This is a genomic window from Paenibacillus piscarius (assembly GCF_022234545.1).
GTDB classification, from domain to species: Bacteria; Bacillota; Bacilli; order Paenibacillales; family Paenibacillaceae; genus Paenibacillus_AQ; species Paenibacillus_AQ piscarius.
The window spans coordinates 82191-107725 of the sequence record NZ_JAIEUI010000009.1; the positions used below are offsets into that span (position 1 = coordinate 82191).

Annotated in this window: 19 protein-coding genes; 15 read left to right on the forward strand and 4 right to left on the reverse strand. The window is 57.9% G+C overall.

Annotation, left to right across the window (positions count from 1 at the left end; all coding sequences use genetic code 11):
* The first annotated feature begins 19 nt into the window (after positions 1-19).
* From K1558_RS16140 to K1558_RS32825, 8 genes are all read left to right on the forward strand, one after another.
* Positions 20-940 (forward strand): carbohydrate ABC transporter permease, encoded by a 921-nt coding sequence (locus K1558_RS16140; RefSeq protein ID WP_238652642.1) that lies wholly within the window; start codon positions 20-22, stop codon positions 938-940.
* 79 nt (positions 941-1019) lie between these two features.
* Positions 1020-2795, forward strand: a complete 1776-nt coding sequence (locus K1558_RS16145) for an extracellular solute-binding protein (protein ID WP_238652643.1) — start codon at positions 1020-1022, stop codon at positions 2793-2795.
* Between the two features lie 133 nt (positions 2796-2928).
* The gene (locus K1558_RS16150) at positions 2929-5979 is read left to right on the forward strand and encodes a family 78 glycoside hydrolase catalytic domain (protein ID WP_238652644.1); all 3051 of its coding nucleotides are present in this window, start codon (positions 2929-2931) and stop codon (positions 5977-5979) included.
* Positions 5980-6064: 85 nt separating this feature from the next.
* On the forward strand, positions 6065-8989 hold the full coding sequence (locus tag K1558_RS16155; RefSeq protein WP_238652645.1) for a glycoside hydrolase family 2 protein: 2925 nt from the start codon (positions 6065-6067) through the stop codon (positions 8987-8989).
* Between the two features lie 13 nt (positions 8990-9002).
* Entirely contained in the window at positions 9003-11720 is a 2718-nt protein-coding gene (locus tag K1558_RS16160; protein WP_238652646.1) for an alpha-L-rhamnosidase, read from the forward strand.
* Between the two features lie 13 nt (positions 11721-11733).
* A complete protein-coding gene (locus K1558_RS16165) occupies positions 11734-13530 on the forward strand; it encodes an L-fucose isomerase (RefSeq protein WP_238652647.1) in 1797 nt (598 codons plus the stop codon).
* 260 nt (positions 13531-13790) lie between these two features.
* Complete coding sequence (locus K1558_RS32820) at positions 13791-14489, forward strand: 3-dehydroquinate synthase family protein (RefSeq protein WP_274528609.1); 699 nt, start codon at positions 13791-13793, stop codon at positions 14487-14489.
* Complete coding sequence (locus tag K1558_RS32825) at positions 14468-14935, forward strand: 3-dehydroquinate synthase family protein (RefSeq protein ID WP_338019705.1); 468 nt, start codon at positions 14468-14470, stop codon at positions 14933-14935. Before K1558_RS32820 ends, K1558_RS32825 begins: the two co-directional genes overlap by 22 nt.
* Positions 14936-14953: 18 nt before the next feature.
* Here K1558_RS32825 and K1558_RS16175 read toward each other — a convergent pair whose 3' ends face one another.
* Positions 14954-15757, reverse strand: a complete 804-nt coding sequence (locus K1558_RS16175; RefSeq protein WP_238652648.1) for a hypothetical protein — start codon at positions 15755-15757, stop codon at positions 14954-14956.
* A gap of 314 nt (positions 15758-16071) precedes the next feature.
* Here K1558_RS16175 and K1558_RS16180 point away from each other — a divergent pair, with 314 nt between their 5' ends.
* The 7 genes from K1558_RS16180 (at position 16072) to K1558_RS16210 (ending at position 21872) form a co-directional block, all read left to right on the forward strand.
* On the forward strand, positions 16072-16446 hold the full coding sequence (locus tag K1558_RS16180; protein WP_238652649.1) for a Na-translocating system protein MpsC family protein: 375 nt from the start codon (positions 16072-16074) through the stop codon (positions 16444-16446).
* A 117-nt stretch (positions 16447-16563) separates the two neighbouring features.
* Positions 16564-17352: an ABC transporter ATP-binding protein gene (locus K1558_RS16185; protein WP_238652650.1), complete on the forward strand. Its 789-nt coding sequence runs from the start codon at positions 16564-16566 to the stop codon at positions 17350-17352.
* Between the two features lie 31 nt (positions 17353-17383).
* Positions 17384-18271: an ABC transporter permease gene (locus tag K1558_RS16190; protein ID WP_238652651.1), complete on the forward strand. Its 888-nt coding sequence runs from the start codon at positions 17384-17386 to the stop codon at positions 18269-18271.
* Between the two features lie 44 nt (positions 18272-18315).
* The gene (locus tag K1558_RS16195) at positions 18316-19362 is read left to right on the forward strand and encodes an ABC transporter substrate-binding protein (RefSeq protein WP_238652798.1); all 1047 of its coding nucleotides are present in this window, start codon (positions 18316-18318) and stop codon (positions 19360-19362) included.
* A gap of 42 nt (positions 19363-19404) precedes the next feature.
* Positions 19405-20043, forward strand: a complete 639-nt coding sequence (locus K1558_RS16200) for a cysteine hydrolase family protein (RefSeq protein ID WP_238652652.1) — start codon at positions 19405-19407, stop codon at positions 20041-20043.
* 8 nt (positions 20044-20051) lie between these two features.
* The gene (locus tag K1558_RS16205) at positions 20052-21452 is read left to right on the forward strand and encodes an MFS transporter (protein WP_238652653.1); all 1401 of its coding nucleotides are present in this window, start codon (positions 20052-20054) and stop codon (positions 21450-21452) included.
* Between the two features lie 84 nt (positions 21453-21536).
* The gene (locus tag K1558_RS16210) at positions 21537-21872 is read left to right on the forward strand and encodes a DUF6468 domain-containing protein (RefSeq protein ID WP_238652654.1); all 336 of its coding nucleotides are present in this window, start codon (positions 21537-21539) and stop codon (positions 21870-21872) included.
* Positions 21873-22376: 504 nt separating this feature from the next.
* Here K1558_RS16210 and K1558_RS16215 read toward each other — a convergent pair.
* Genes K1558_RS16215 through K1558_RS16225 form a run of 3 tightly spaced genes read right to left on the reverse strand, consistent with a single transcriptional unit; the run spans position 22377 to position 25306 of the window.
* On the reverse strand, positions 22377-24182 hold the full coding sequence (locus K1558_RS16215) for a hypothetical protein (protein ID WP_238652655.1): 1806 nt from the start codon (positions 24180-24182) through the stop codon (positions 22377-22379).
* A 55-nt stretch (positions 24183-24237) separates the two neighbouring features.
* Entirely contained in the window at positions 24238-25161 is a 924-nt protein-coding gene (locus K1558_RS16220; protein WP_238652656.1) for a hypothetical protein, read from the reverse strand.
* Positions 25154-25306: a hypothetical protein gene (locus tag K1558_RS16225; RefSeq protein WP_238652657.1), complete on the reverse strand. Its 153-nt coding sequence runs from the start codon at positions 25304-25306 to the stop codon at positions 25154-25156. Before K1558_RS16225 ends, K1558_RS16220 begins: the two co-directional genes overlap by 8 nt.
* Positions 25307-25535: the final 229 nt, after the last annotated feature.

Consider the following 25535-nt stretch of genomic DNA (forward strand, 5'->3'; position numbering starts at 1 on the left):
AGGAAAGGAGCCACACTCCATGAGCACCTATGAAGAAACGCAGGCCTACCGGCGGCGCAGACGGATGGACTGGAAGGATGCCGCCTTCACTGTATGCAACTATCTTTTTCTGACCCTGCTGGTCATCGTGACGATCTACCCGTTCTACTTCATCTTCATCTACTCGGTCAGCGATCCGATCGAAGCCCAGAAGGGCGTGCTCATCTGGCCTGCCGGCTTCTCGCTTGAAGCCTACAAAGCAACGGTCAGGCTCCCGGGCATCTCCGATGCGGCAATCGTGACCGTGGCCCGGACGGTGCTTGGCACACTCATTACCGTCTTCAGCTGCTCATTCTTCGCCTATCTCATTACCAAGGATGAAATGCCGCTGCGCAAGATCATTTACCGGTTCGTGCTGATCACGATGTATTTCAACGCCGGCTTCATTCCCTGGTATCTGACGATGAAGACATACGGGCTGCAAAACAACTTTCTGCTGTACATCATTCCGAGCGCCATTTCGGGCTTTAACATTATCCTGATCAAAACGTTCATCGAACAATTGCCGGCTTCATTGGAGGAATCAGCCAAAATCGACGGCGCTGGTTACTTCAAGGTCTACACGAGCATCATCTTTCCGCTGTCGATGCCGATTATTGCTACCATTGCCGTATTTGCGGCGGTGGCCCAGTGGAATACTTGGTTCGATAACTTTTTTCTGGTCGAGAATCCGAAGCTGCAGACGCTGCAGCTGGTGCTGTACAACTTCCTCAACCAGTCGAGCAACCTGTCCAACATGACGACCGATCAGCTCACCCGGGGCGATCTCGTGCGGACACTGACGCCGCAGTCGATCCGGATGACGATTACGATGATCGTAACGCTTCCGATCGTGCTGGTGTATCCGATGCTGCAGCGGTATTTTGTCAAAGGAATCATGATGGGTGCGGTTAAAGGCTGAGGCGGGCTGGAAGAATACAACAAGGGATTATCCGGCGACCGCCGATAATTATAGACCATTACACAGGAGGGTTATCCGAATGAGACAAAAAAGAACGCTCCAACTGCTCCTTGCTTCGCTCATGACTGCTTCCCTGGCGCTGTCCGCCTGCTCGAACGGTAACAACAGCGGCGGGAATGCCGCAAGCCCCTCACCCGCAGGGGGAACGAACTCGGCCGGTGCAGAGGCTACTGATTCAGGGAGCGCCAAAGAGCAGGTTACCCTGCGTGTGCTGATTATGGAAACTGGCTCCAAATGGAATACCCATCAGGACAGCGTGGTCGCCAAAGCGATTGCCGACAAGCTCGGCGTCAAAATCGAATACGTGGAGGCTGACGAGAACAAGTTCAACGTTCTGCTGGCTGGCGGCGATCTGCCTGACATCGTCCGGACCGATGTGAACAAGTTCCAGAAGCAGCTGATCGAAGGCGAGCTGATCGTGCCGCTGGACGATATGCTGGCTGAGCACGGCAAGGACATCAGCGCGAATGTCGGAACTGTAGTGGAATACAGCAAAAAGAACTGGAGCAACGGCACAGGCAAGCTGTACTTCCTGCCGCCTCAGGTTCAATCCAAGCCCGGCACCTCCATTGCCCCGATCACGATCGGCCCTACAATCCGCTGGGACTGGTATAAGGAAATCGGCGCTCCCGCCATCAACACGATGGACGATCTGCTGGATGTGGTAGAGCAAATTGTACAGAAGCACCCGCAAACCGAGGACGGTAAAAAGGTATACGGCGTCTCCATGTGGCAGGATTGGGGGCTGTGGCCTTACCTGATTCCGCCGATTATCTTCAACAAACTGAGCGGGTCCACCAGCGACCTGACGGCAGCGCCGGTTGGCGGCAGCGAATTCATGAGCACGCTGACGGATGAATCGTCCAACTTCTGGACGGCGATGGACTTCTACAACAAGGCGAACCGCCGGGGACTGCTTGATCCCGATTCGCTGACGATGAAGAATAACGATTACATGGCTAAAGCGACAGCCGGCCAGATCGTGGTCGGACCCGCGACCTGGGCGATGGGAGACTTCAATGCCCAGCACGCTGCGGACGGCAAAGGCTATATCGTAGTGCCCGCCGGGAAGCTGGCCTGGACCGGGGCCGTGAATCCGCTGGGCTGGCAGGATAAGGCTTACTCCATCTCCAGAAGCTCCAAGAATCCCGAAAAAGCGATGGAATTCCTGAACTATATCTTCTCTTACGAAGGTGCAAGAACGATGTATAATGGCGTTGAAGGCACGCACTGGAGCATGGTGGACGGCAAGCCGGCGCTGAGCGATGAGACGCTTGCGCTCAAGGCTGCCGGCGGGGCTCCGTATGAAGCGACAGGCCTGTCGCTCGACCGCAACATTATCGGGCTCGGCGGCGATATGATCAACCCGAACGATCAGATGCCGGTGGATCTGTTCACCTCGGAGGAAGCGCTGGCGAAGGCGGCTACTCCGCTGGAGAAGGATTTCGCCCAGCACTTCGGTGCTTCCTATTCGGGCGAGGTGTTCAAGAAGCTGATCGACGAAGGCAAGCTGGATACGTTCACCACCTGGATGAACGGAATGTCCGATGAGGAGATCATCAAGCGCAACACGGTTCCGGGCGTAACACTGACCGATGCGCTGAAGAAGCAGGAGGCCGAGCTGAAGGAGCTCGCCGCCCGCGAAGCCGCCAAGATCATTCTGAGCAAGGATGACAAGACGTTCGAAGCCAATAAGCAGGCGGCACTGAAGGCGTTCCAGAAAGGCGGAGCCGACGAGTTCACCGCATGGTATAACGGGGAGGTCAAGAAGCTCAGAACGGAACACGGCCTGTAAACCGGGCAGTACAACAAAGCTGTACAGCAGCGGAAGTCTGCACTGTCTACAGGACGATAGCGGTACAAGCGGAGCTAAAGCCGGCAGGCTTTAGCTCTCCTGTTACCGCTTAACCTGAGAGGAGTTGGTTAACATGATGCCGCATCAAGAACATCCGGCTACGGAGTGGAATGCGTCCTGGATTTGGGGCGGGCCGGAGGATTGGCCGCGCAACGAGTGGCGTTGCTTCCGGCGGGAGTTCGATCTGACCGCCTGGCGAGGCGGGAGTGCAGAGCTGTCCATTACGGCGGATGCCCGGTATGTGCTGTATGTTAACGGCGTGATATGCGGCCGGGGACCGGCGCGCTCCTGGCCGGAGCAGCTCAGCTATCACGTGCATGAGGTCGGCCATCTGCTGCATAGCGGCAGGAATACCATTGCCGTGCTCGTGATCAGCTTCGGAATTGCTACCTTTGCCTATGTTCCGGGCCGGGGCGGCTTGCTGGCGCAGCTGGATAGGATTGAGACTGCTCCGGACACGGCCGCAGCGTCCGGTGGCGGGGGCGAAGTGCGGCGCTTCGTGCTCGGGACGGACGCCTCCTGGCTGACGGCGGATCACGGCGGTTATGAACGCCGGGCGCCGCGGATGTCCTGCCAGCTCGGATTCGCCGAGCGGGTGGACGGACGGCGCTGGCGGCCGGACTGGGCCAGCACTCTTATGGAGACGGAGCTTGACGCTGCCGGAGGTCCATGGGAACCGGCGCGCGTGATCGCCGGTCCGGGGGAAGGGCCGTGGACGGCGCTCGTGCCGTCCGGGATTCCTGAGCTGACGGAGCAGGAGGTCTGGCCGGTGCGGGTGGAATCGCTGAAGGCCGTCAGGCCTGCCGCCTGGACGGCCTTCCTCGATGTCCGGCAGGCGATGGAGCCCGGTGCGGCACTGCATGCCAATCCGGTATCGTTCGCCGGCTATGCCGCCTTTACGATTCGCGCCGCGAGCGAATGCGAAGCCGTGATCGGCTTCGCTAACGGCTTCGGGCCGCTGCGGGGCTTGAACGTAAACGGCCGTTATTACCCCGTCCTAGAGATGGAGGGGGAGCAGCCCGGGCGGTATCAGCGGGTGCTTCTCCATCAGGGGGATAACTTCGCGGCGATTGAGATGACCGGCGCGGATCATGGCGGGGGATTACATTTCGGAATTGATTGCCGGCAGCCCTTCGAGGTGGTCTCACCGCTGAGCGGTCATGCGGAGCCGTCGCCCTTCCTGCTGGCCGGCCCGTTCGGCCTGCGCGTCCATATCGATCACCTGGCCGACCCCCATCCGCTGCAGGAATACCGCGGGTTTGGAGGGGACAGGGATTGGGACACCGCAGCTTGTCCGGAGCTTGGTATCCACGAAGACTTCCGGCTCTTGCAGGATGCATCCGGACTGGAGGCTTACACGGATTATATCCGGCCGTTTGAGCCGTCTCTTACCTCGGACTGCTCCGTGTTTACTGCCTGCGTCTGGACAAGTGAAGAGGTTCCCCGGCCTGTACCCGCGCAAATGCACAATGTGTGTAACGCCAATCCGGTGCCTGCGGTAATAGGGCAGGCGCGGGCCGTAAATCCAGAGCAGGAGGCTGTCCTCCCGCCTGATACCGAGCTGATCCTCGACTTCGGCCGGGAATGGTCCGGTTACCTGACCTTTGAAGTAGAGGCACCGGCAGGTACCATCATCGATTGTTACGGCTTCGAGTATTACAGCAAAGGATGGCGTCAGGACACTTACGGACTGGATAATACGCTCCGCTATATTTGCCGTGAGGGGCGGCAGAGCTATACATCGCCCGTGCGGCGCGGGCTCCGTTATGTGATGTTAACGGTGCGCGGGGCGGACCGGCCGGTGAAGCTCTACAGCTGCCGGATTCTCCAGAGCAACTACCCGGCGGCGGACATCGGCCGCTTCCACTGCTCCGACGCCCTGCTGAATGATATATGGGAAATCAGCCGCCATACCACCCGGGTATGCATGGAGGATACGTTCGTGGATTGTCCTGCCTATGAGCAGGTATTCTGGGTCGGAGACAGCCGGAATGAGGCGCTGGTGAGCTATTATCTCTTCGATGCGGCCGATCTGGTCAAAAGATGTCTGGATCTCGTTCCCGGCTCTGCGCAGCAGACCGGCGGGCTGTATGCCGATCAGGTTCCGAGCGGCTGGAGCAGCGTAATCCCGAACTGGACCTTCTTCTGGGTCACGGCCTGTCTCGAATATGCCCGGCATACCGGGGACACCCGGTTCGCCACAGATATGTGGCCCAAGGTCAGGCTGACGCTGGACCGCTACCTGGAACATATCGACAGCAGAGGGCTACTCCGTATTAAAGCCTGGAATCTGCTGGACTGGGCACCGATCGAGCAGCCGAACGACGGCGTCGTCACCCATCAGAATGCAGTGCTTGTCCGCACGCTGCGCGATGCGGCGGAGCTTGCGGCGATGGGCGGCGCAGCCGGGGAGAGCGGACATTACCGGCAAGCCTCGGCAGAGTTGAAGGAGGCGGTCAACCGGCATCTGTGGTCGGAGGAACGGCAGGCATATGTGGACTGCATTTATCCGGACGGAACGCCGTCCGTGTCGTTCAGTATGCAGACTCAGGTCATGGCGCTGCTCTGCGGGGTGGCCGAAGGTGAGCGGAAGGAACAGCTGGTCCGGTATTTGTCCGGTCCGCCGGCTGATTTTGTGGGGATCGGAAGTCCGTTTATGGCCTTTTTCTACTATGAGACGCTGGCTCAGGCCGGCAATGTGCAGCTGATGCTGGACGATATGCGCGAGGTCTACGGGCAGATGATCGAGCATGAGGCGACGGCCTGCTGGGAGATGTACCCGAATTTCAAGGAGAACCGGGCGAATTCGCAGCTGCTCACCCGCAGCCATTGCCATGCCTGGTCGGCGGCTCCGGGTTATTTCCTGGGAGCCTGGATACTGGGCATCCGCCCGGCAGCACCTGGCTGGAGCCGGGTGCTGATCTCACCTCAGCCGGGAGATCTCCGTTGGGCGAAGGGTGCGGTTCCGCTGCCCGGCGGCGGCCGGATTGATGTAGAGTGGAGCATCGCGGAGGAGGACGGAGCCTCCGTCTTCCGGCTGGAGGTGACCGCTCCGCATGACACCGGGCTCGACATTCAGCCCCCGGACGGCTTCAAGCCGCAGGTCTCGGTAACCGTGCTATAGACCGGATTGTATCACGAAGCCGCCGCCAGTGCGTTTCAACCGGTACATTTCAATCAAGACATAACGTTACGAAAAGAGGACGATTATGCCAGACATTTCCTGCTACCGCCCATTAGCTGGCGTTCGCTATCTTGATGAAATCCAAGACGAAGCCTATGCCCGGTCTTCCCTTCACGGCGATTCGCTGATTGAAGCGGAGAGCCGGGTCCCTGTAAGAACAGCTGCCGCCCGGCAGGCGGATGGATCTCCGGCTGGAGAAGCAGCTTCAGCCGGGACGCTCTCGCTTTCGGGGATATGGCGGATGAGAGACGGCACTCCCGCCGATGCGGGCGATCCGCCGCCCAATACCGGCTGGTTCGGCCGCAGGGCCACAGCCGCCGAAGGGATGGAGGAAGGCTGGTATAAGCCCGGCTGCGACCGCAGCGGCTGGCATGAGGTCCAGGTGCCGGGAACGGTGCAGAAAGCGCTGCTTGAGCTGGATCTGATGAAGGACCCCTTCTGGAATACTAATATACTCGACGAACTGGAGGAGCACGGGCAGCCGCCGGAAACGCCGGTCTGGTTCCGCCGCACGCGCGCCGAGACAAGGGACTGGTGGTTCGCCAGATCGTTTGAGCTGCCCGTGGAGTGGCAGGGCCGCCGTCTGACGCTTTCGTTCGAGGGTATCGACTATTCCGCCACCGTGTTCGTCAACGGAGTATCCCTTGGCCATCACAAAGGGATGTTCGGCGGGCCTGAGCTGGATATTACCGGGCTGGCCCTGTTCGGCGCTCCGAACGAGGTTGTGGTCCGTGTCGATCAGGCCCCGCAGTCCTGGAACGGCCTGCTGAAGGGCAGCCCCGGCTTCGGCTGGCATTATGGACATCTGATCTCGATGGGCATCTGGAGAGAGGTGCTTGTGCGGGCCGAAGCGGAGCTGAAGGTAACCGATCCGTACGTGGCTACACTCTCCATCAGCCCGGATGAGGCAGTGCTGGCCGTGGAGTATTCGGTGATCAGCAGTCAAGCGGAGCCGCTTCCGGTTACCGTGGAAGGCATCATTCGCAGACAAGACGGCCCGTCCGTAAACGGCAGCGTACCGGAGCCGGATGGCAAAAGCGGTGAGCACCGCTTCAAGAATGAGGTTACGGTCTCGTATGGCGTTAACCGCTTCCAGGCGGAGGTCCGCATCCCCCGTCCGTCTCTTTGGTGGCCGTCGGGTTACGGGGAACAGGCGTTGTACCGGTTGGAGCTGAGCCCGGTTGCGGTAGACGCAGGCACCATATCGGATGCTTCAACCGTCTTTGGCATCCGGACAATCGAGATGCTTCCGGCCGCCGCAAGCGAGCCCGAAGCGCACTACCGCTGGCAATTCGTCATTAACGGGGTGCCGATGTTCATCAAGGGGGCGAACTGGTGCTGGCCGGACCCGCTGCTGGAACAGAGCGGGGAGCTGTATGAACGGCTGCTGGAGCTGGCGCGCAGAGGACATGTGGGCATGCTGCGGGCCTGGGGCGGAGGGCTTGTCGAAGGCGACATGTTCTACCGGCTGTGCGATGAGAAGGGCATAATGGTCTATCAGGAATTCCCGCTCTGCTGGGGTCCCCCGGACTCGCCGCATACGGACCTCGGCGTCATCGACCGCCAGGTGACCGGAGCGGTGAAGCGGCTGCGCAATCATCCCTCGCTCGTCATGTGGGGCGGCGGCAACGAGAACGGCCCCCACGGCGGCGCGGATGAAGGATTGTTCCTGACGGGCAGACGCTGCCGCGGCTTCGATCCGTCCCGGCCGTTCCACCGGACTGATCCGTGGGGCGGGAGTGTGCATAACTGGAATGTGTATCACGGCGGGGAACTGCTGGATGAGGCAACGCTGGCGATGCCGTCTGTATTCTACGGAGAGTTCGGCATTCCCAGTATGCCTGACAGGTCCAGTTGCCTCCGTTTCCTCCCTGAGGAGGAGCTGGCTTCGTATCCGCCTACGGAGGACAGCCGGGGCTGGAAGGCTCATTTTCACCAGTTCGGGCTAAAAGATATCATCAAAGTCATGCGCTATGGCGCTTACGGGCCGATCAGGAGCTGGAACGATTATATCCGGTACTCCCAGACGGCGCAGGGAGATTCCATCCGCTTCACAGCGGATATGCAGCGGGCGCAGACCGGCGGTGCGAGTACCGGCTTCTGGTATTACAAATTCACTGACCTGTTCCCGGGCCATTCCTGGGGGATCGTCGATTTCTACGGGTCCCCCAAGCTGTCCTATTACCGGGCCAAACAGTCCTGCCGGCCGGAGAACGCCTTGTTGACCTTCGCCAAAACGGACGGCTGGCAGGCAGGCGAGCGGTTTGAAGCTGATCTGTACGCGGTCAGCGATACGCCCGCCGGGTTAACCGGGGCATCCGTCACGGTCACCTTGTATAACAGCCGGTTAACCGAGCTGGAAGCATACCGCTATGGGGGACTTAGGCTGAAGCCGGGAAGGGCCTTGCACCTTGGCTGCCTCTCTATGCAGCTTCCGTCCGAAGATCATATCCGTCCCTTTATTGCGGATGTTACGCTCCGTGCAGAGAACGGCAGCCTGCTGTCGGATCAATGGTATTTCTTTAATGCCCAGTCCAAGCCGGAGGAGCTGCTTGCCTTTGAACGCAGCCATCTTCACGGCGGCAACGAATACCCCGGGGAAGAGGCGCAGCGCGCGTTTGAGCTGTATGCCAATCTAAAGTCCGCGCCGCTGCTGGCTTTACCGCCCGCTGTACTGGAATGGGAAGCCGGGCGGACCGCAGACGGAGGTGCTTTTAGGATACGCAACACCGGCACTGTTCCGGCTGTCAGGGTGACAATCGGCGGTTTCCCGGAAGAATGGAGCTGCTTCCTCGAAGATAATGATTTTGGTCTGCAGCCTGGAGAGGAACGGCGGGTTCCGTATACAGCCGGACCGGATATCTCTCTGGAGGGCGTAACGCTGAGTGCATGGAACGCTGCGGCGGTCCCGCCAGTTTCAGCAGAAGGCGCAGCGCGGAATGAACAATAGAGGAGGAGTGAAGATGGGGGACCGCAACGACAGCACCATAACAAACGCCTGGCAAGCTAGCTGGATTACAAGGCCGGTGGAGGATCATTATGCATGGGCAGGGTACAGCGTCAGCGTACTTATTCAACTGGAGCGGGGCCGCGCCGCCCTGCTGTTCGGCTATCAATCGGAGGAGCGCCATTATGGATGTGCGCTTGATACGGTAGCGGGGGCCATCAGCCTGTTCTCCGTAGAAGACGGGCGGGCGCAAGTACTGGGAACGGCGGAAGCGCCCGGACTGATCATGTCGGAATATGCAGCATCAGGCAGCGGCTCGGAGGTTCTGCTTGAACTGCTGCAACGGGAAGAAACGATAATTGTCCGTTTTGACGGGCAGCAGATGATGGCAGTCCCGGCCGCTCCGTTTGCAGGAACGGTGGGCTTCCGCACGGAAGCGGGGAACGGTGCCGTGTTCCGTGAGTTGCGCGTATCCGATGCCATGGGCCGTGCTCTGTATGTGAACCGCTTCTATGACCCGGAGACGATCCATTTCACGGCAGGCGCAATCGACCGCTCGGGCAGCGGATTAAGGCTGGCGGAGAATGTAACGTCACTCTGTACCTCTCCGGTTCCCGTAGACAGTCCGCTGTTCCGCCGGGAGTTCAGGCTGTCCGCCGGAATCAGGAAGGCAGTCATCCGGGTGTACGCGCTCGGCTGGGTTGAGCTGACCGTTAACGGACACAAACCTGACCGGCGTGTACTTGCTCCAGCTAACACGCCTTACGGCCGGCGGCTGCTGTATGATACCTATGATGTCACCGGACTTCTCCAATCCGGCGGGAATGTCATCGGCCTATGGCTCGGCAACGGCTACAATCATAATTACTCCCGCTGGGGCTGGAAATGGAAGCGGGATAAGGCGGTCATTCTGGAGCTGGCTGCGGAGCTTGAGGACGACACCAGCGTTATTATAGGAACCGATGAGTCGTGGACCTGTACGGACAGCCCCATTCTGATGAATGACATCTACGATGGGGAGACCTTTGACGGCCGTTTGATCCCCGTGGGCTGGAATCTGGCCGGATATACCGGGGATGCTTCATGGCGTCCGGCCAGGCTTGCTGAGCCGCCGGAGGGGGAACTGCTGTCCAATCCGCAGCCGCCGGTGCTTCCTTTTGAACCGCTCGTCCCGGTACGCGTCCTGCGCCCAAGGGAAGGCACACTGGTGTACGATTTCGGCCAAAATATAGCGGGATGGGTAAGGATAGCCGTCCAGGGTCAGTCAGGACGTCGTATAACAATGAAATATAGTGAGATTATTGACGATCAGGGCAATATCGATTCCTGGACCAACCGGAATGCCAGAGCGATGGATGTGTATATTTTGCGGGGGACACAGGTGCCGGCTGAATCCGCAGAGCACCAGGCGGAGATGTATGAGCCGCGGTTCACCTATCATGGCTTCCGTTATGTGGAGATTACCAGTGATATAGAACCGGAGTCCATTACCGCTATTCCGATCCATGCCGATGTCGCTGAAGCTGGAACATTCACCTGCTCCGATCCGCTGCTGAACCGGATTCAGAGCAACATCCGCTGGTCGTATCTGAACAATCTGGTCAGCATCCCGACGGACTGCTGCCAGCGTGACGAGCGGACACCCTGCCTGATGGATTCCGCCGTCGTGGAGGAAGCCGGTATCCACAATTTCGATATGCAGGCGTATTACCGGAAATGGCTGGGCGATATCGCGGACAGCGAATCGAACCCGGACTGGAGCGGGGACAAGGTATCTCTGCCCTGGCATCTGTATTGGTACTACGGAGACATTGGCGTACTCGAAGACAGCTATCCGGCGATGCGGTCGTATGTGGAGCATCTGGCCGCCAAGTGGCCGGAGGGAATGGTGAAGGAGGGCTTTGGAGACTGGTGCCCGCCTAACGAGGATGGCTGGGACGCTTATTTCCATGAAGTTGAACTGGTGAATACCGCTTTGTATTACAGGCTGGCTGTTATCGTGTCCGAAACCGCCGAAGTGCTGGGACTGGAGGAAGACCGCTCCCGTTACGCAGCGCTGGGACAATCGTTGGCCGAAGCGTTCCATGCCCGGTTTCACCAAGGGGAGGGAGTGTACGGCAGCGGGTCGCAGACCGCGCAATTGCTGACGCTGGCCTATGGTCTGGTTCCTGCTGACCACGTACACGCTGCGGCGCGCAGACTGGCTGAGGCCATTGCGGAGCAAGGTAATCGGCTGGCAACGGGTATCTACGGAACGCGTTACCTGATGGATGTTCTGGCCGATCACGGGTATATCGATCTGGCGCTCACCATCCTGCGCAGTACGGAATATCCCGGGTTCGGCTACCAGATCGGTCAGGGCGCAACAACCCTATGGGAGCAGTGGAGTCCCAAGGGTGCCATGCATTCGCATGACCATGCTATGTTCGGCGGGATTGGCGCGTCCTTCTATACCCGGCTGGCCGGCATCCGTCCGCTGGCTCCAGGCTACGAACGGATTCTGATTCATCCGCATATTCCGCAGGACCTGGATTCGGCGGCGGCTGAAATCCGTTCAGTCCGGGGGCTGATCCGCTCGGAATGGTCGCAGACGGCCGGAGCGCTTGTGCTGACAGTCGTTGTGCCGCCTGACACGAGGGCCGTCATTATGCTCCCGTCGTCTGTTGGGCAAGAAACAGGGGCGCGGGTGCGCCATGAAGCCGGCCCGGGCCGGCACCAGTTTACGGTGTATTAAAAAGGAGGAGCTTATGGCGGATTTGGATTTTACACATCGTTATGCAGGCGGTTTTCCTAAGATTGGCATCCGTCCGGTCATTGACCGCCGCAAGCAGGTGAAGGCGGCATTGAAGGAGATGACGATGGCGCTTGCGCACGAAGCCGCAGCGGTCATCTCGTCATCCGTCCGCAACCCTGACGGTTCGCCCGCAGAGGTCATCGTGTTCGATACCTGTATTTCCGGGCTGCCTGAGGCGGCCCGCTGCTCGGAGCAGTTCCGCAGGGAAGGGGTCGGCGTAATGGTAACCGTAGCCAGCGGCTGGTGTTATCCGCTGGAGACGATGGAGACGGACCCGGCCTTGCCTCACGCTGTCTGGGGCTTTAACGGTACGGAGCGGCCGGGAGCCGTATATCTGGCTGCCCTTCATGCCGCCCATAACCAGAAAGGGCTGCCCGTATTTAAAATCTACGGCCGTCACATTCAGGACAGCAGAGAGCGGTCGCTGCCGGAGGATGTGCAGGATAAGCTGGCCCGGTTTGCCCGTGCAGGCCTTGCGGCTGCGCTGCTGCGGGGCAAATCGTATCTGTCGATTGGTTCGGTCTCCATGGGGATCGCGGGCTGTGTCGTGAATGAAGACTTCTACCGGCGTTATCTCGGCATGACCAACGCTTATGTCGATATGACGGAGGTGACGCGCAGGCTGGACGGGGGGATTTACGATCCGGAGGAGTTCAAGACGGCCATGGACTGGGTGTCCCGCTTCTGCCGGGAAGGGCCTGACCCGAACACGGAGGAGGAGCGTATTCCTGCAGACCGCAAGCGGGCGAATTGGGCAACCTCTGTTCAAATGGCGATGATTGTCCGCGACCTCATGATCGGTAACCCGCGGCTGGCCCGGCTTGGCTTCGAGGAAGAGGCTTACGGCTACAACGCGATCGCCTCCGGCTTCCAGGGGCAGCGGGAATGGACCGACCATAACCCGAGCGCCGACGTACTGGAGGCGGTGCTGTGCAGCTCATTCGACTGGAACGGCATCCGCGAGCCTTACACAGTCGCGACGGAGAATGACAATCTGAATGCAGTTACGATGCTGTTCAATCATTATTTGTCTCATACGGCGCAAATCTTCGCTGATGTGCGGGCGTACTGGAGCCCGGAGGCCGTCCGGCGCGTCACGGGCTGGACACCGGAAGGACCTGCCGCCGGCGGCTTTATCCATTTGATTAATTCCGGACCTGCCGCGCTGGACGGCACCGGGGAACAGCGCAGAGAGGGGCGGCCGGTCATGAAGCCGCACTGGGAGATTAGCGGCGAAGAGGCCGAAGCCTGTCTCGCTGCAACAAGCTGGCGGCCAACCTATATGGATCAGTTCGCGGGCGGCGGCTACTCGACGGACTATACGACCAGAGGAGGTATGCCGGTGACGATGTCGCGCATCAATCTGGTGGATGGGCTGGGGCCTGTGCTGCAACTTGCGGAGGGATATACGCTCGAACTGCCGGAGGCTGTACACGACACACTCGACTTGCGGACCACGCCAACCTGGCCGACTACCTGGTTTGTGCCGAACACGGTGCCGGGCGATCCGGTATTTGAGGATGTGTATGCCGTAATGGAGGCGTGGGGCTCCAATCACTGCGCGGTCAGCTACGGCCACATCGGTGCCGATCTCATCACACTGGCGAGTATTCTGCGGATTCCGGTCAACATGCACAATGTGGGAAGGAGCCGCCTGTTCCGTCCCAGCGCCTGGAGCGCATTCGGCACCAAGGACCCGGAAGGCGCCGATTTCCGCGCCTGCGCTGCCTACGGGCCGTTATATTCATAGTCTTTTGCTTTACGCATAAGCCTGGCTCCGGATATGTCCGGGGCCGGGCTTTTTTCATAGAAATACTGCAAAGTGTGCAACAATGCTGCTCCTTGCAAGCGGCCGGTGAGAGAGGCACCAGCATCCTTCACTCGTTAGGGTGATTTTGTACTGCATAAGACTATCCATCCAGTAACCCTCCTAAATTATGTTATAATATTCCGGAAATATGTTCTGTGCGGTTGGTTGGCATAATTACATAACAGAAAGGGGCAATCCCCATGTCCAAGACCTTCGAAGTAACACTCCAAAAAGTAGTCGATCACTCATACTCTATCGAAATCGGGGAGCATCTGTTTGCCTCATTGGTCCGTGATTTGCAGCAGGGGCTGATAGAGGGAGCCAGCAAATATGCGATCATTACAGACTCTACGGTGGAGCCGTTGTATGGCCGTCCTCTACTGGAGCTGCTGCGGCGTGAGGGGTTCCAGGCGGACTTATTCTCTTTTCCGGCGGGGGAGAGCTCGAAGACCCGGGAGACCAAGGCGCTGCTGGAGGATCAATTGCTAAGCCATGCTTACGGCAGGGATTGCTGCATCATTGCAGTGGGCGGCGGAGCGGTGACGGACCTGGCGGGTTTTGTGGCTGGGACCTTTGGCCGGGGCGTGCCTTCACTGAATTATGCTACTACCCTGCTGGCAGCAGCGGACGCCTCCGTAGGCGGCAAAACCGGCGTGAACACTCCTGTCGCTACCAACCTGATCGGCGTCTTCCACCAGCCCCGTAAAGTATACATAGACCTGGCTGCCTGGCGCACACTTCCGGCCCGTGAATTCAGAAGCGGTCTGGCTGAGACCATCAAACACGCCTGTATGAGTGATGAGCAGTTCTTCAGCTATCTGGAAGCGAACATGGACAGAATCATTACGGCAGAAGGGGAGCTAATCCTGGATGCGGGGTGTGCGAGCATATCGCGCTGACGAATTGCCGGATCAAGTATGAAGTGGTTGAGCAGGATGAGCATGAGCGCAATCTGCGGCAGATTCTGAACCTGGGGCATACCGCCGGCCGGGCGCTTGAAGCGCTCAGCGGTTACCGGCTGCTGCACGGCGAAGCCATTGCTGTGGGCCTTGTCATCCAGGCGAGGCTGGGTGTGAAGTTTGGTTATATGACGGAAGAGCAAGCTGACCGCGTAGTGACTTTACTGAAGAAGGCAGGTCTGCCAACAGAGACTCCTGAGAACATTACCAACCGGGCGCTAATAGACAAGATGTACACGGACAAAAAAGTGCGCAGCGGCCGCATCCGCTTCGTCTTCCAGGACGGTATCGGGGCGATGAAGCGTTTTGCTGACGGCTCGTATTCCGTTGCGGTAGAGGAGTCAGAGGTGATGGAGCTGCTGGAAGAGTTACGCGCAATCCATTAATTATTGGCGATTTCGTTACTATAAATAAGCACCAAAATAATACTCTACCTTCTCTTTCGCATAACGGTCTATGCCAAGCCATGAAGCTACGGATACGAAGTCTGTCCCTCTGCCGCGTTCAGGTCCAAGCCGTTCCTGAGAAGCTAATATACCTGCAAAACCCCATATCTCCATCATAGCATCCCGTTCATACTGGTTGGAGGATAATACATTCTTCCAGCGCTTCTCTAATTTACGTGCAGAATCCGTCTCAGCGCAGGCATCCACCTCTGCGAGTAAATGTTTGAGAAGCTGAATATCCTCAGCGGTCACCTCTGCCGGCTCCTCTTTCGCTAGCAGTTCGAGATCCATCCAGCAATAGAGGAGCCAATTTAAGCGGACACCGCCCCATTTTACCCGTTCAAAATTCAAAATATTAATATCCTCATGATTCCATTCTTCATGAGTCATTAATTGATGCCCGTTACAATAGAAGCAATGGCTGTAGCTGGCACGCTCCAGAAGCTTGTCACTATATTTATGCAGGGGAAGATTGCTGGTTAATGCATAGCTGGATAACCCGCTTCTCAGATGTACTTCTCTTGTGGATAAGCTATGTAAAAAGGCAGCAGCTACCTTGTCCTTCGTAACCTCGTGCTCCAGCAAATAACGGATTCTCGATACACACTCATCATGCGTCATCGTCACGGGATCGAACATGACCCCTTTGCTTTTGGCATATTCAAACTCTTCTCCGGCAAAAGGCAGTCTTGCCCCGGCAGGCTTCCAGCCCTGCGCTGACCAAAACGTTTTGTTTAATATTTTTTTCGCTTTAGCGTCCATCATGTCCCTCCCATTCATTTCATTACGTTATATAGTATCATCGTGAGCATTAAGCTTTCAATCTCTGAAACATGCTTCAAAGGAGCTGCATGGAGTTGCTGGAAGAGCTTCGCGACAAATGACGCTTTGATTGTCAGATAATCTATCATATGTATTAGTTATCTTCTATTAATGTCATATTATCTTCCGTATTTTTATTGACAAGTCTCTATTTTTATCTATAATGATGTATAAGCGGTGGGCGAAAAGGCGGTATAGTCGCTTAAAAGTCACATTTTATAACATAATCTATTGCAGCAAGGGTGTGATCGCGAATGATCGCTTCCGCCGGACAATGGAAACAGGATATTCTAAGGATTTACAACGAAATCAACAAGAAGCTGTTCAACGCCGGCGTTAAGCAGCAGAAGGTCGATTTTGTGGGCAACAAGATTATTATTTTATCCATTAATAGCCGGGTGCCCGTACTTAAGGTGCTGGATACCCATGATCCCGCGGCAGGCCGCCAGATCAATCTGGTGCTGCATGAAGTATTCAAGGTCGAGATCAAGCAGGCATTTCTGGATGAATTTCAAGTCAATATTAAGGCTGTTCTTAAAGATTATGATGTGGAGACCGAGTATTCCGGTACGATCATAATTTTGGAGAAGGACCTTGAGCATTATCTGAACGCTACGTTGGAACTCTGATCTTCGGAGAGCCGGCCTGCCGTCAGTTTTCGGACATTTCCCTGCAGGGGTGTGTCCTGAACTGGCGGCTTTTTGTTTATCGTCGTGAGGCTATTACTACCTTAAGGAGCTGATTCTATGAAAACCAAAATTGAGATTGCCGGTGTCAGCAAGTGGTTCCGCCGTGACGGCCAGGAGATTATGGCCATGCAGGAGACGAATCTCTCCATAGAACAAGGCAGATTTGTCAGTATTATCGGCCCCAGCGGCTGCGGCAAGTCCACGTTGTTCAATATTATTGCGGGCCTGATTCCGCCCTCCACCGGCCGTGTGCTTGCAGACGGAGAGGATATTGTAGGGAAGACCGGATATGTCGGGTATATGCTGCAAAAGGATATGCTGCTGCCCTGGAGGACGATACTGGACAACATTATTCTGGGCATGGAGATCCGCGGGGTGCCGCGCAAGGAAGCGGTATTCCGGGCCAAGCCCCTGATGGACCGCTATGGACTGAAGGGCTTCGACGGACATTACCCGGCAGAGCTGTCCGGCGGGATGCGCCAGCGGGCAGCGCTGCTCCGTACGCTGCTGTATGAGCGCGATATTATTTTGCTGGACGAGCCCTTTGGCGCACTGGATGCCCAGACCCGGCTGACGATGCAGAACTGGCTGCTGGAGCTCTGGGAGGACTTCCGCAAGACGGTGTTATTCGTCACTCATGATATTGATGAAGCCATTTATCTGTCTGACGACATCTATGTCTTCTCCGGGCGGCCGGGACGGATTATCTCCAAGATCTCTGTAGATATGCCGCGTCCGAGACATCAGGAGGATACGGTATCTGCTTCATTCATGGAGCTGAAAGCCCACCTGCTGAATCTGCTGTCAAGCGGAGACCAAGAGCCTGCTGCCACCCGCATCTCTTAGAACCCATAAACTGTTGAAGGAGAGGACAACCATGGAGAGTGTGCAAAAGAAAGGCTACGTCATTCACAAGCTGGAGGCGGCCCCGGTCTCGGCGGTTAAGCCGGAGAAGCTGCAGAAGAAGCCGGTCATTATTGATGAAGAAGCCGCCAGACGCCGGACGCAGCGGATCATCGGGATCGGACGGCTGTCGGTGGCGCTGCTGATCGTGCTCTGCTGGGAGCTGTTCACCCGGTTCGGCTGGATGGACCCGTACTACTGGAGCAGCCCGCTGCGGATTATGAGCACAACCTGGACTCAAGTGACAGAGGGGACGCTGCTGGAGGATATTGCGTATACCTCAAGCTCGACGATTCTCGGCTTCATCGGCGGAACGCTGATTGGCTCGCTGCTCGGCCTGTCCTTCTGGTGGTCCCGCAAATTTGCCGGCATCAGCGAACCGTTCCTGATCCTGCTTAACGCGATGCCGAAGCTGGCGCTTGCCCCGGTGCTGGTCATTCTGCTGGGCATCGGATTTTTCTCGAAGGTCGCGTTAGCTTTTGCCATGACAGTGGTTGTGGCGGCCCTGTCGGCGCATAGCGGCGTGCAGAGTGTGGACAAGGATATGGAGAAGCTGATGTATTCGCTCGGGGCGAAGCGGCATCAGGTGTTCACCAAGGTGGTCATTCCCTGGGCGATGCCCTGGATGATCAGCAGTCTGCGGATTAATATCGCGCTCTCGCTGGCCGGTGCGATTGTCGGGGAGTTCATCGCTTCAAGCCATGGCATAGGCCGTATGGTCATCTACGCCGGTACCATTCTCGATATCAATCTGGTCTGGGTAGGGGTTGTGGTTCTGTCTGCATTGTCGATGGTCATGTATGCGGGAGTGGTGCTGCTGGAGAAGTGGTTGTCTAAGGGATACGGGATGAAGAAGGCTTAAGAAGCGGGCAATCATGTCAACAAGATAGAGGAGAGAAGCCAATGATGAATGTTACGAAAATAAAGCTGTCGGCCGTCCTGCTGGCCTCTGTAATTCTGCTGTCCGGCTGCGGCGGCAAAGGCAATGCCGAAGTGGAAGCAGCCGCTGCCGGGAACGGCGCGGAGAAGCTGAAGAAGCTGGTTATCGCCGAGCCGCTGCATTATACAGGTTATCTGCCGCTGTACGTGGCGCAGCGTGAGGGGTATTTTGCCGAGGAGGGGCTTGAGGTGGAGATGCTTCAGGCAGCGGGCGGCACGCATGTCACCTCGGTGGTCAGCGGGGATGCCTGGGCCGTCATTGGCGGGCCGGAGTCCAATGCCCTGGCGAATATCGGCAATTCCGACCCGATCGTCTCGGTCAGCAATGTAGTTAACCGGGCGAACGTCTATCTGATGGCCAAAAAAGGGACTGCTCCGGCAGGCAGCTCAGATGAAGAATTGGCCGCCTTCCTGAAGGGCAAGAAATTGAATGCCGGACGGCATGGCGGAACGCCAAACCTGCTGACCCAGTATCTGCTGCTGGAGCTGGGGCTTGATCCGCAAAAGGATGTGCGGCTGCTGGAGCCGGCTGACGGCTCTACGGTGGTGGCGATGGTCCAGCAGGGGGCGGCCGATATTGCGAACGGCGCGGAGCCGCAGATCAGTGACGGGATGAGCAAGGGGGTGTGGGACGAACCTTTTTACAAGTTCCATGATCTGGGTGACTATGCCTACTCGGTGCTGAGCGTGAAGAAGTCCACCCTGGAGAAGGACCCTGAAACGGTACAGAAGGCGGTGAATGCGGTCGTCAAGGCGCTGAAGGTGATCCAGGAGGATAAAGCGCTGGCGATGCGTGTCCTGAAGGCGGAATTCCCTACACTCTCCGATGATGCTGCCCAGGCGGCGCTTGACCGGGCGTATGAGGACCAGCTCTGGAGCCCGGATGGTGTGATCTCGCAGGAGGCGCTGGATAAGGATATGGATGTGATGATCAAGACCGGAATTTACAAAGGCGAGTATACCTATGATGAGCTGGTCGATATGCAGTTTGTCAATAAAGCAGCAGCAAAGTAAGCAGAGCACCACAGGTCTTCAAAAACTAAAGAGGTGACGAACATGGAGTTAACTGCCGATCTGATTATGCCCGATAAAACGGCTCTTATTATAGTAGATGTTCAGAATGATTATTGCCATGAGGAAGGCGCGCTGGCTTCAGGAGGGCAGGATGTGTCTGCTGTGCGGGAGATGATGGCCCATCTGCACGGATTGATTACGGCGGCCCGGACGCAGGGAGTTCCGATCATTTACATCCAAACCTTTCATGAAAAAGCGACGGATTCCCAAGTCTGGACCTCCCGCTCCGGACGCGGCTCGCTGGGCGTCTGCCGCCGGGGAAGCTGGGGAGCTGAATTCTACGAGGTGTCCCCGCTTCCTGAGGAGATTATTGTGAATAAGCACCGGTACAGTGCTTTTATTAATACCCGGCTGGATTCTGTGCTGCGCTCGCTGCGGATCGAAACCCTGATTATGACTGGGGTAAGCACCAATGTGTGCGTGGAGTCGACCGCAAGGGACGGCTTCATGCTGGATTATCAGGTGGTGATGGTTCAGGACGCCTGTGCCTCCTATTCGCGGGCGGCGCATGAGATGACGCTGGAGAATATGAGAGGGTACTTCGGCGTGGTTGCTTCGGCTGCAGAGATTGAGGAAGGCTGGAAGACCTGGAACCGGCCCGTGCTCCAGCAGTTGTTATGAGCCTCACGGTGCCGTCAGCGCAACGGGCTGTGACTCTCACGGCGGTCAAAGTGGTCATTTGTCTCGGGGCCTTCCTGTCCAATCTGTCCGCCGGGATGTTCAATATCTCGCTGGTGGATATTTCGGCGGATCTGCAGATTCCTGTAGCCTCTGCACAGTGGGTGGTCAGTATCTATCTGCTGGTTATTTCGGTGCTGCTGCCTGTAATGGGCAGGCTGGGGGACAGGTTCGGCCGCCGCAAGGTGCATAATCTGGGGCTGTTTGCCTTCGCGGCAGGGGCTCTGGGATGTGCGCTGGCTCCGAATGAAGCGATGCTGCTGGGCTTCAGAGTCTTGCAGGGGGCGGGAGCCGCCATGTATCAGGCGACTAATATGGCCCTGATCGTCTCGCTTTTTCCGGCGGAGCAGCGGGGCCGGGCGCTGGGGCTGATGAGCACCTTCGTGGCTGCGGGGTCGATGGCAGGCCCGGCCTTAGGCGGCTTTCTGATCCAGTGGTTTGCCTGGGAGAGCAACTTCTGGCTGCTGGCCGTTGTTGCGGTGGCAGTAGCTGTGCTCGCACACCGGCTGATTCCGCGGGATACAGAGACTGCCGGAGGCCGGATGAATCTGGCCGGCGCAGCCTGGATGGCGGCCTGTCTCACTTCGCTGATGATTGCCGTCGATCTCGGCAGCCGCTCCTCGTTCCTGTCTGTGCCCGTACTGCTGCTGCTCGCGGTCTCGGTCGGGCTGGCGGCGGGGTATACAGGATATGCCCGATTCAGCCAGAGGAAGAGCCCAGGCGCGGATAACGGCTTCAGCTTGTTCACGGACCGGAGCTTTGCCGCAGGTATTGTGATTACAGTTATAACGTATATGGCCGCTTTTGCCGCCCAACTGGCCTTGCCCTCACTGCTGCGCTTATCCGGTGCCGAGCCTGCGTGGGTGGGCATGATTATGATCGGCTATCCGCTGGCGCTGGTGGTAACCGCCCCTGTCGGCGGGAGCATCGCGGACCGCAAAGGCCCGGTTGGTATTCTGACCGCCGGCCTGCTGCTGATGAGTGTCACGCTGCTGGCGCTGGGCCTTGGCTCTCCTATGCTGAGGACAGGTGTGATGGTGCTGCCGGTGGTGTTGCTTGGCTGCGCCATGGGGATGATTACTTCACCTAACACAAGCATTGTGATGGGGCTGGCGCCGAAGCAGCAGCTTGGCCGGGTCAGCAGTGTGCTGGCGCTGTCCCGCAACATCGGGATGATGTTCGGAACGGCAGCGGGCGGCCTGATGATTGGCGGCGGGAACAAGCCGAACGGAAGCTATGTGGCAGTGTTCGTAGCCTGTGCAGCGGCAGTCGGCCTGTCTTCTGTCTGGCCGCTGTATTCCTTCCGGCACAGCAGCAAGCGCAAAGGCACGGAGCGTCTGCATCTGCCGTAATTGAGTAGAGTTTCCGGTGAGCTGAATCCCGCCCCCTCCATTCTGGGTAATATAGAGAAAGAGAGCTTAGGAGGGAACGACGATATGGGTAATCCGCTGAAGGAATTCAAGAGCAGCATCGATGGGCTGAAGCAGTCGCTGGACGGGGTGAAGCAATCCGTCGATGGACTGAAGGCTCCGGTCGATGAGCTTAAAGCGAATATGCAGGAGACGGTGGAGTCGGCGAAGCAGCGGAGTGACGGGGTGAAGTCGGAGCTTGGGCGGATGAAGCAGTCGGTAAAGGAGACTCAGGCGGTGCTCGGCGAGGTGAAGGAGACGCTGAGCGCATCGGCCGAGGTGCTGTCTGCCCGGAAGCGGTATCTCCGGCTGTTCAGCCGCAAGAAGGGGCGTAAGGTGGCCGCCAAGAGCGACCGTTCGTGAGTTACACCCCCATTTGTGCGGGGACACATTCCACGCGCCAAATGAAAACGCAAGAGTCAAGCGGTATCCGTACCGTGTGGCTCTTGCGTTTTGGTGTTGTGTTTTGGTGTTGTGTTTTGGTGTTGTGTTTTGGTGTTGTGTTTTGGTGTTGTGTTTTGGTGTTGTGTTTTGGTGTTGTGTTTTGGTGTTGTGTTTTGGTGTTGCGTTTTTGTGTTGCGTTTAAGGTGTTGCGTTTTTGGTCCGCTGGTCCACGCGGACTGGAGGGCCGTTATTTCACCCGATTGCGCCATTCCGGCAACCAATCCGGACTCAGAGGCTCTTAACTAACCTGTATCGTCACATTTTCAGCGTCACTGCACCTTTTAACGGCCTCACAGTCCGCGGCGGGCAGAAAAGTTGGTCTTATTGAGCAAATAGGGTCCTCTCAGTCCGCGGAGCATCGACTTGTTCGCCATCACTCCGCAGATCACTCCACCCACGCCACACATCTCCACACTCCGCCCATCAAGGCGGCGTAAGACTCAAGCTCTGGGCCGAATCGACTACAAACACAGGTGCAGTCTGCACTCCAAGCTCCGTCTCCACCTCACCGTATCCATTCTCGAACTGGCCGCTGACTGCGGCAGGTCCGGTAATTAGAGGCACCTCGCCCTGGAGCAGCAGATCACGGCCATTCGCGCGCGCGATAGTCCTTCCAGCGGAGTCGATGATAATCTCGCAGGAGAACATCACCTTCTCGTTGATATGAAGCTCAAGCTGCACCGGATCAATCGGGGTGTAGGTGATGGCCTCCTGGTAGAGCTCCGCGAATTCATAGCTTCCATTCACCAGGCGGAAAATCGCCGTCCGGCCCTCTGCCCCATCGGCCAGATCAGTATCCGCAACGCGGATGGAGCCGTCCTCTGCCATAAGCTCATAGCCACTGCCGCTGAAGCTTAGCAGCAATGCAATACCTTCCGGCCGGATGGCGTAGCCGGTGAAGGCCATGCGCCCATCCGGCCGGCTGCCTGAGGCCACAACTACGGGAACCCCGGAGTAGGCGGACAGCGGCTCGTCAAAGGCCAGACTACTCAGCCCTGCCGCCTCCGGCACTACTTCGCCGGTCTGCGTGGAGACTGTGCCGTCCTCGCTCAGCGCGGCGTAGACCAGCCTGCCGCCGGTGTCAATTCCAGCTATGGCGACCTTGGCCCCGTAGCGCCCGGTGACGGCGGCCGTCAGCGTGTAGCTGCCCTGCACTTCGCCGCCCGGCAGCAGCCGTACCGGCTCGGCCGTATTCCAGGCCAGCGTTGCAGCTGCGGTCTCCGCCGAGGTATCCTGCACCGGAGCCAGCTCTGCATAGAGCTTCAGCGCTTCGGCATACCGGCCGCCGCGCACATGGCGCTGGCCCTCGCGGAGCAGCCGGGCGATGCTGGTGTCGATCAGCTTCAGCGCCTTGGAGGAGCGGATGCCTGCAGACGCGGCATAGCTGCGGTAAGCGGCGGCATGTCCGGCGAAGGCGGCGGTATATTCGCCGTCCAGATCTTTGTTCAGCATGAGCAGGGCGCTCGCCTGAACCTGCTTCTTGATCCACGGTGCCGTATAACTGTGGCTCCGGTAAGCTTCTTCCATAGATAAGGCGCTGTCCAGCATAGGCCCGAAGCTTCCGGCCGCGGCCAGAGCCTTCAGTCTGGCGGTGTCATGGGCCTCAAACCGTGCAGCCAGCAATTCCTCCTTGGCTGCCGCCCCGCCATAATAGTCTGCCGGAATCTGCAGCAGGCTCCATTTTAGACTGTCCGCACTGTCGCCGGCGGCCCCTGAATCCGCCCCCTTGGAAGTCCCGGCGGCGAGTCCGGCCAGAAACTCATCCTTGAACTGTCTGAATCCCGCAGTCATCTTATCGGACAGGCCTGAATCCGCCGAGAGCTGGCGATAATAGACCTCATAGGGCCCGCCCGGTGTCATATATTTGCTCTTCAAGCTGAGCAGGGAGGCGTAGCTCTCCATATATCCCGGGAAATCCTTGATGGTAAGCTGGTCATCCAGCCTTAAGGAGATCCGCTGCAGACTGCTGCGGATCTCGGTGATCGGGGCCAGCTCGGTAAGTCTTGAGGCAATCTCTTCTTCCTTGTACTGAATGGCGGTATTGTCCGCCGCCAGCCGGTAGCGGCTCTCGGCGGCGATCAGCTCACCTGCAGCGTACAGCCGGCCCGCTTCTCTGACATCCTGAATCTTGCTGCGTATCCCCAGCGCCTTATCCCCAATCAGGATCAGCATGAAGATACACAGAATGATCATAATATTCCGCAGGGTAAATGCCCGGATGATCGTCATATATTATAGCCCCTTTATTTATATATAAGGATAGGACTGGCAGCCGCTCCCATCCTTACACTTCAGGGTCCCAGCGGTACTTCAGCTCACGGACCTCCGCAACCCTGGCATCCAGGCCGTTCCATGGCTCATAAGGGCTGGCAGCGATCAGTCTGGATAAGCGCTGGAAGCGGTCCTTGGGCAGCTCGGTCACATATCTGCCGATGAGGCCGGAGTAGAGCAGCGCGTAACGCTTCATGCGCACGGCAGCCCCCGCAACGGCAGTGAGTATGGTCAGCCCATTATCCATCTCCAGAATCTGCACCTCATGATTCTTGATATAGCGGAGCGTGCGGTCTTTGATCAGATCGGGCCGGACTCTGGCGATCTCGCCGATGTATTCGGCGAGCAGCGGCTCGAAGTCCTTCAGCAGGAGCTGCTCCATCTCCAGGTCCATATCCTTGCGCAGCTGGAAGCCGTGCAGCAGGGCAACCCGCTGGCGGGCGATCCGGTCGCCGCGCAGCAGCACGGAGATCTCGCGCAGCTTCTCGTAAGCAAGCACATCATTCTCGCGGAGGACCGATACCGCCTCCTGGCGGTTCAGCTCCAGATCTGCCTTGATATTATGGATATTCCGGCCAAGCAGTTCATTCAGCGCATACAGATTCTCGTTCTGCCGGACCTTCCGCTGCGTATAGTAGACTAGTCCGGCTAACAGGAGGCCGCCTGCGCCGCAGAACACCATCTGCTGCAGATTCTGCCCCAGATAGATGCCGGCCAGGGTCAGCAGGAGAATCAGCAGCAGCCGGGTCTGCATCTTGCGCCCGGCTACAGCCGCCGCATACTTCTCCACCGGCTGCAGAGTCCCCTTCCCGCAGCGGGAACAGCGTTCCTCGCCAAGTGCCGTATAATGGCGGCAGCGGCGGCAGATGCGGAGCTTCCCGAAGGCGTAGCGCGGAGCCTTGAACGGCCGGAAGACAACAGGCTTCTTCTTATTCACGCGGAGTGTCCCCTCCGTTCAGTGCAGCGAGCAGCCGCTCATCGATATCCTCTCGGGTCAGCGGCTTCCGCTGGCGTGAAGCGTACAAGAGGATCTGAATCACGCAATAGAGAAACGTTATCCCCAGTATGGCGTATGTAATCATGGAACTCTTCCTTTCCGGGCAGGTTACGGTCTTTTAATCAAATATTCAGCAACACAGCGTATACTTAACAATAGTACGTTCGCCTCATGAAGGTGATGCCTACAGACGAAGTGCCGGTCCGGCGGGCACAATGTTGAAGTTTACAAGGTTTAATTATATCATAATGGCATGTTAATGGCAGAATTTAGCTATGCTTCCGGTTCAGCCATATCCGCCGAATTCTACACAA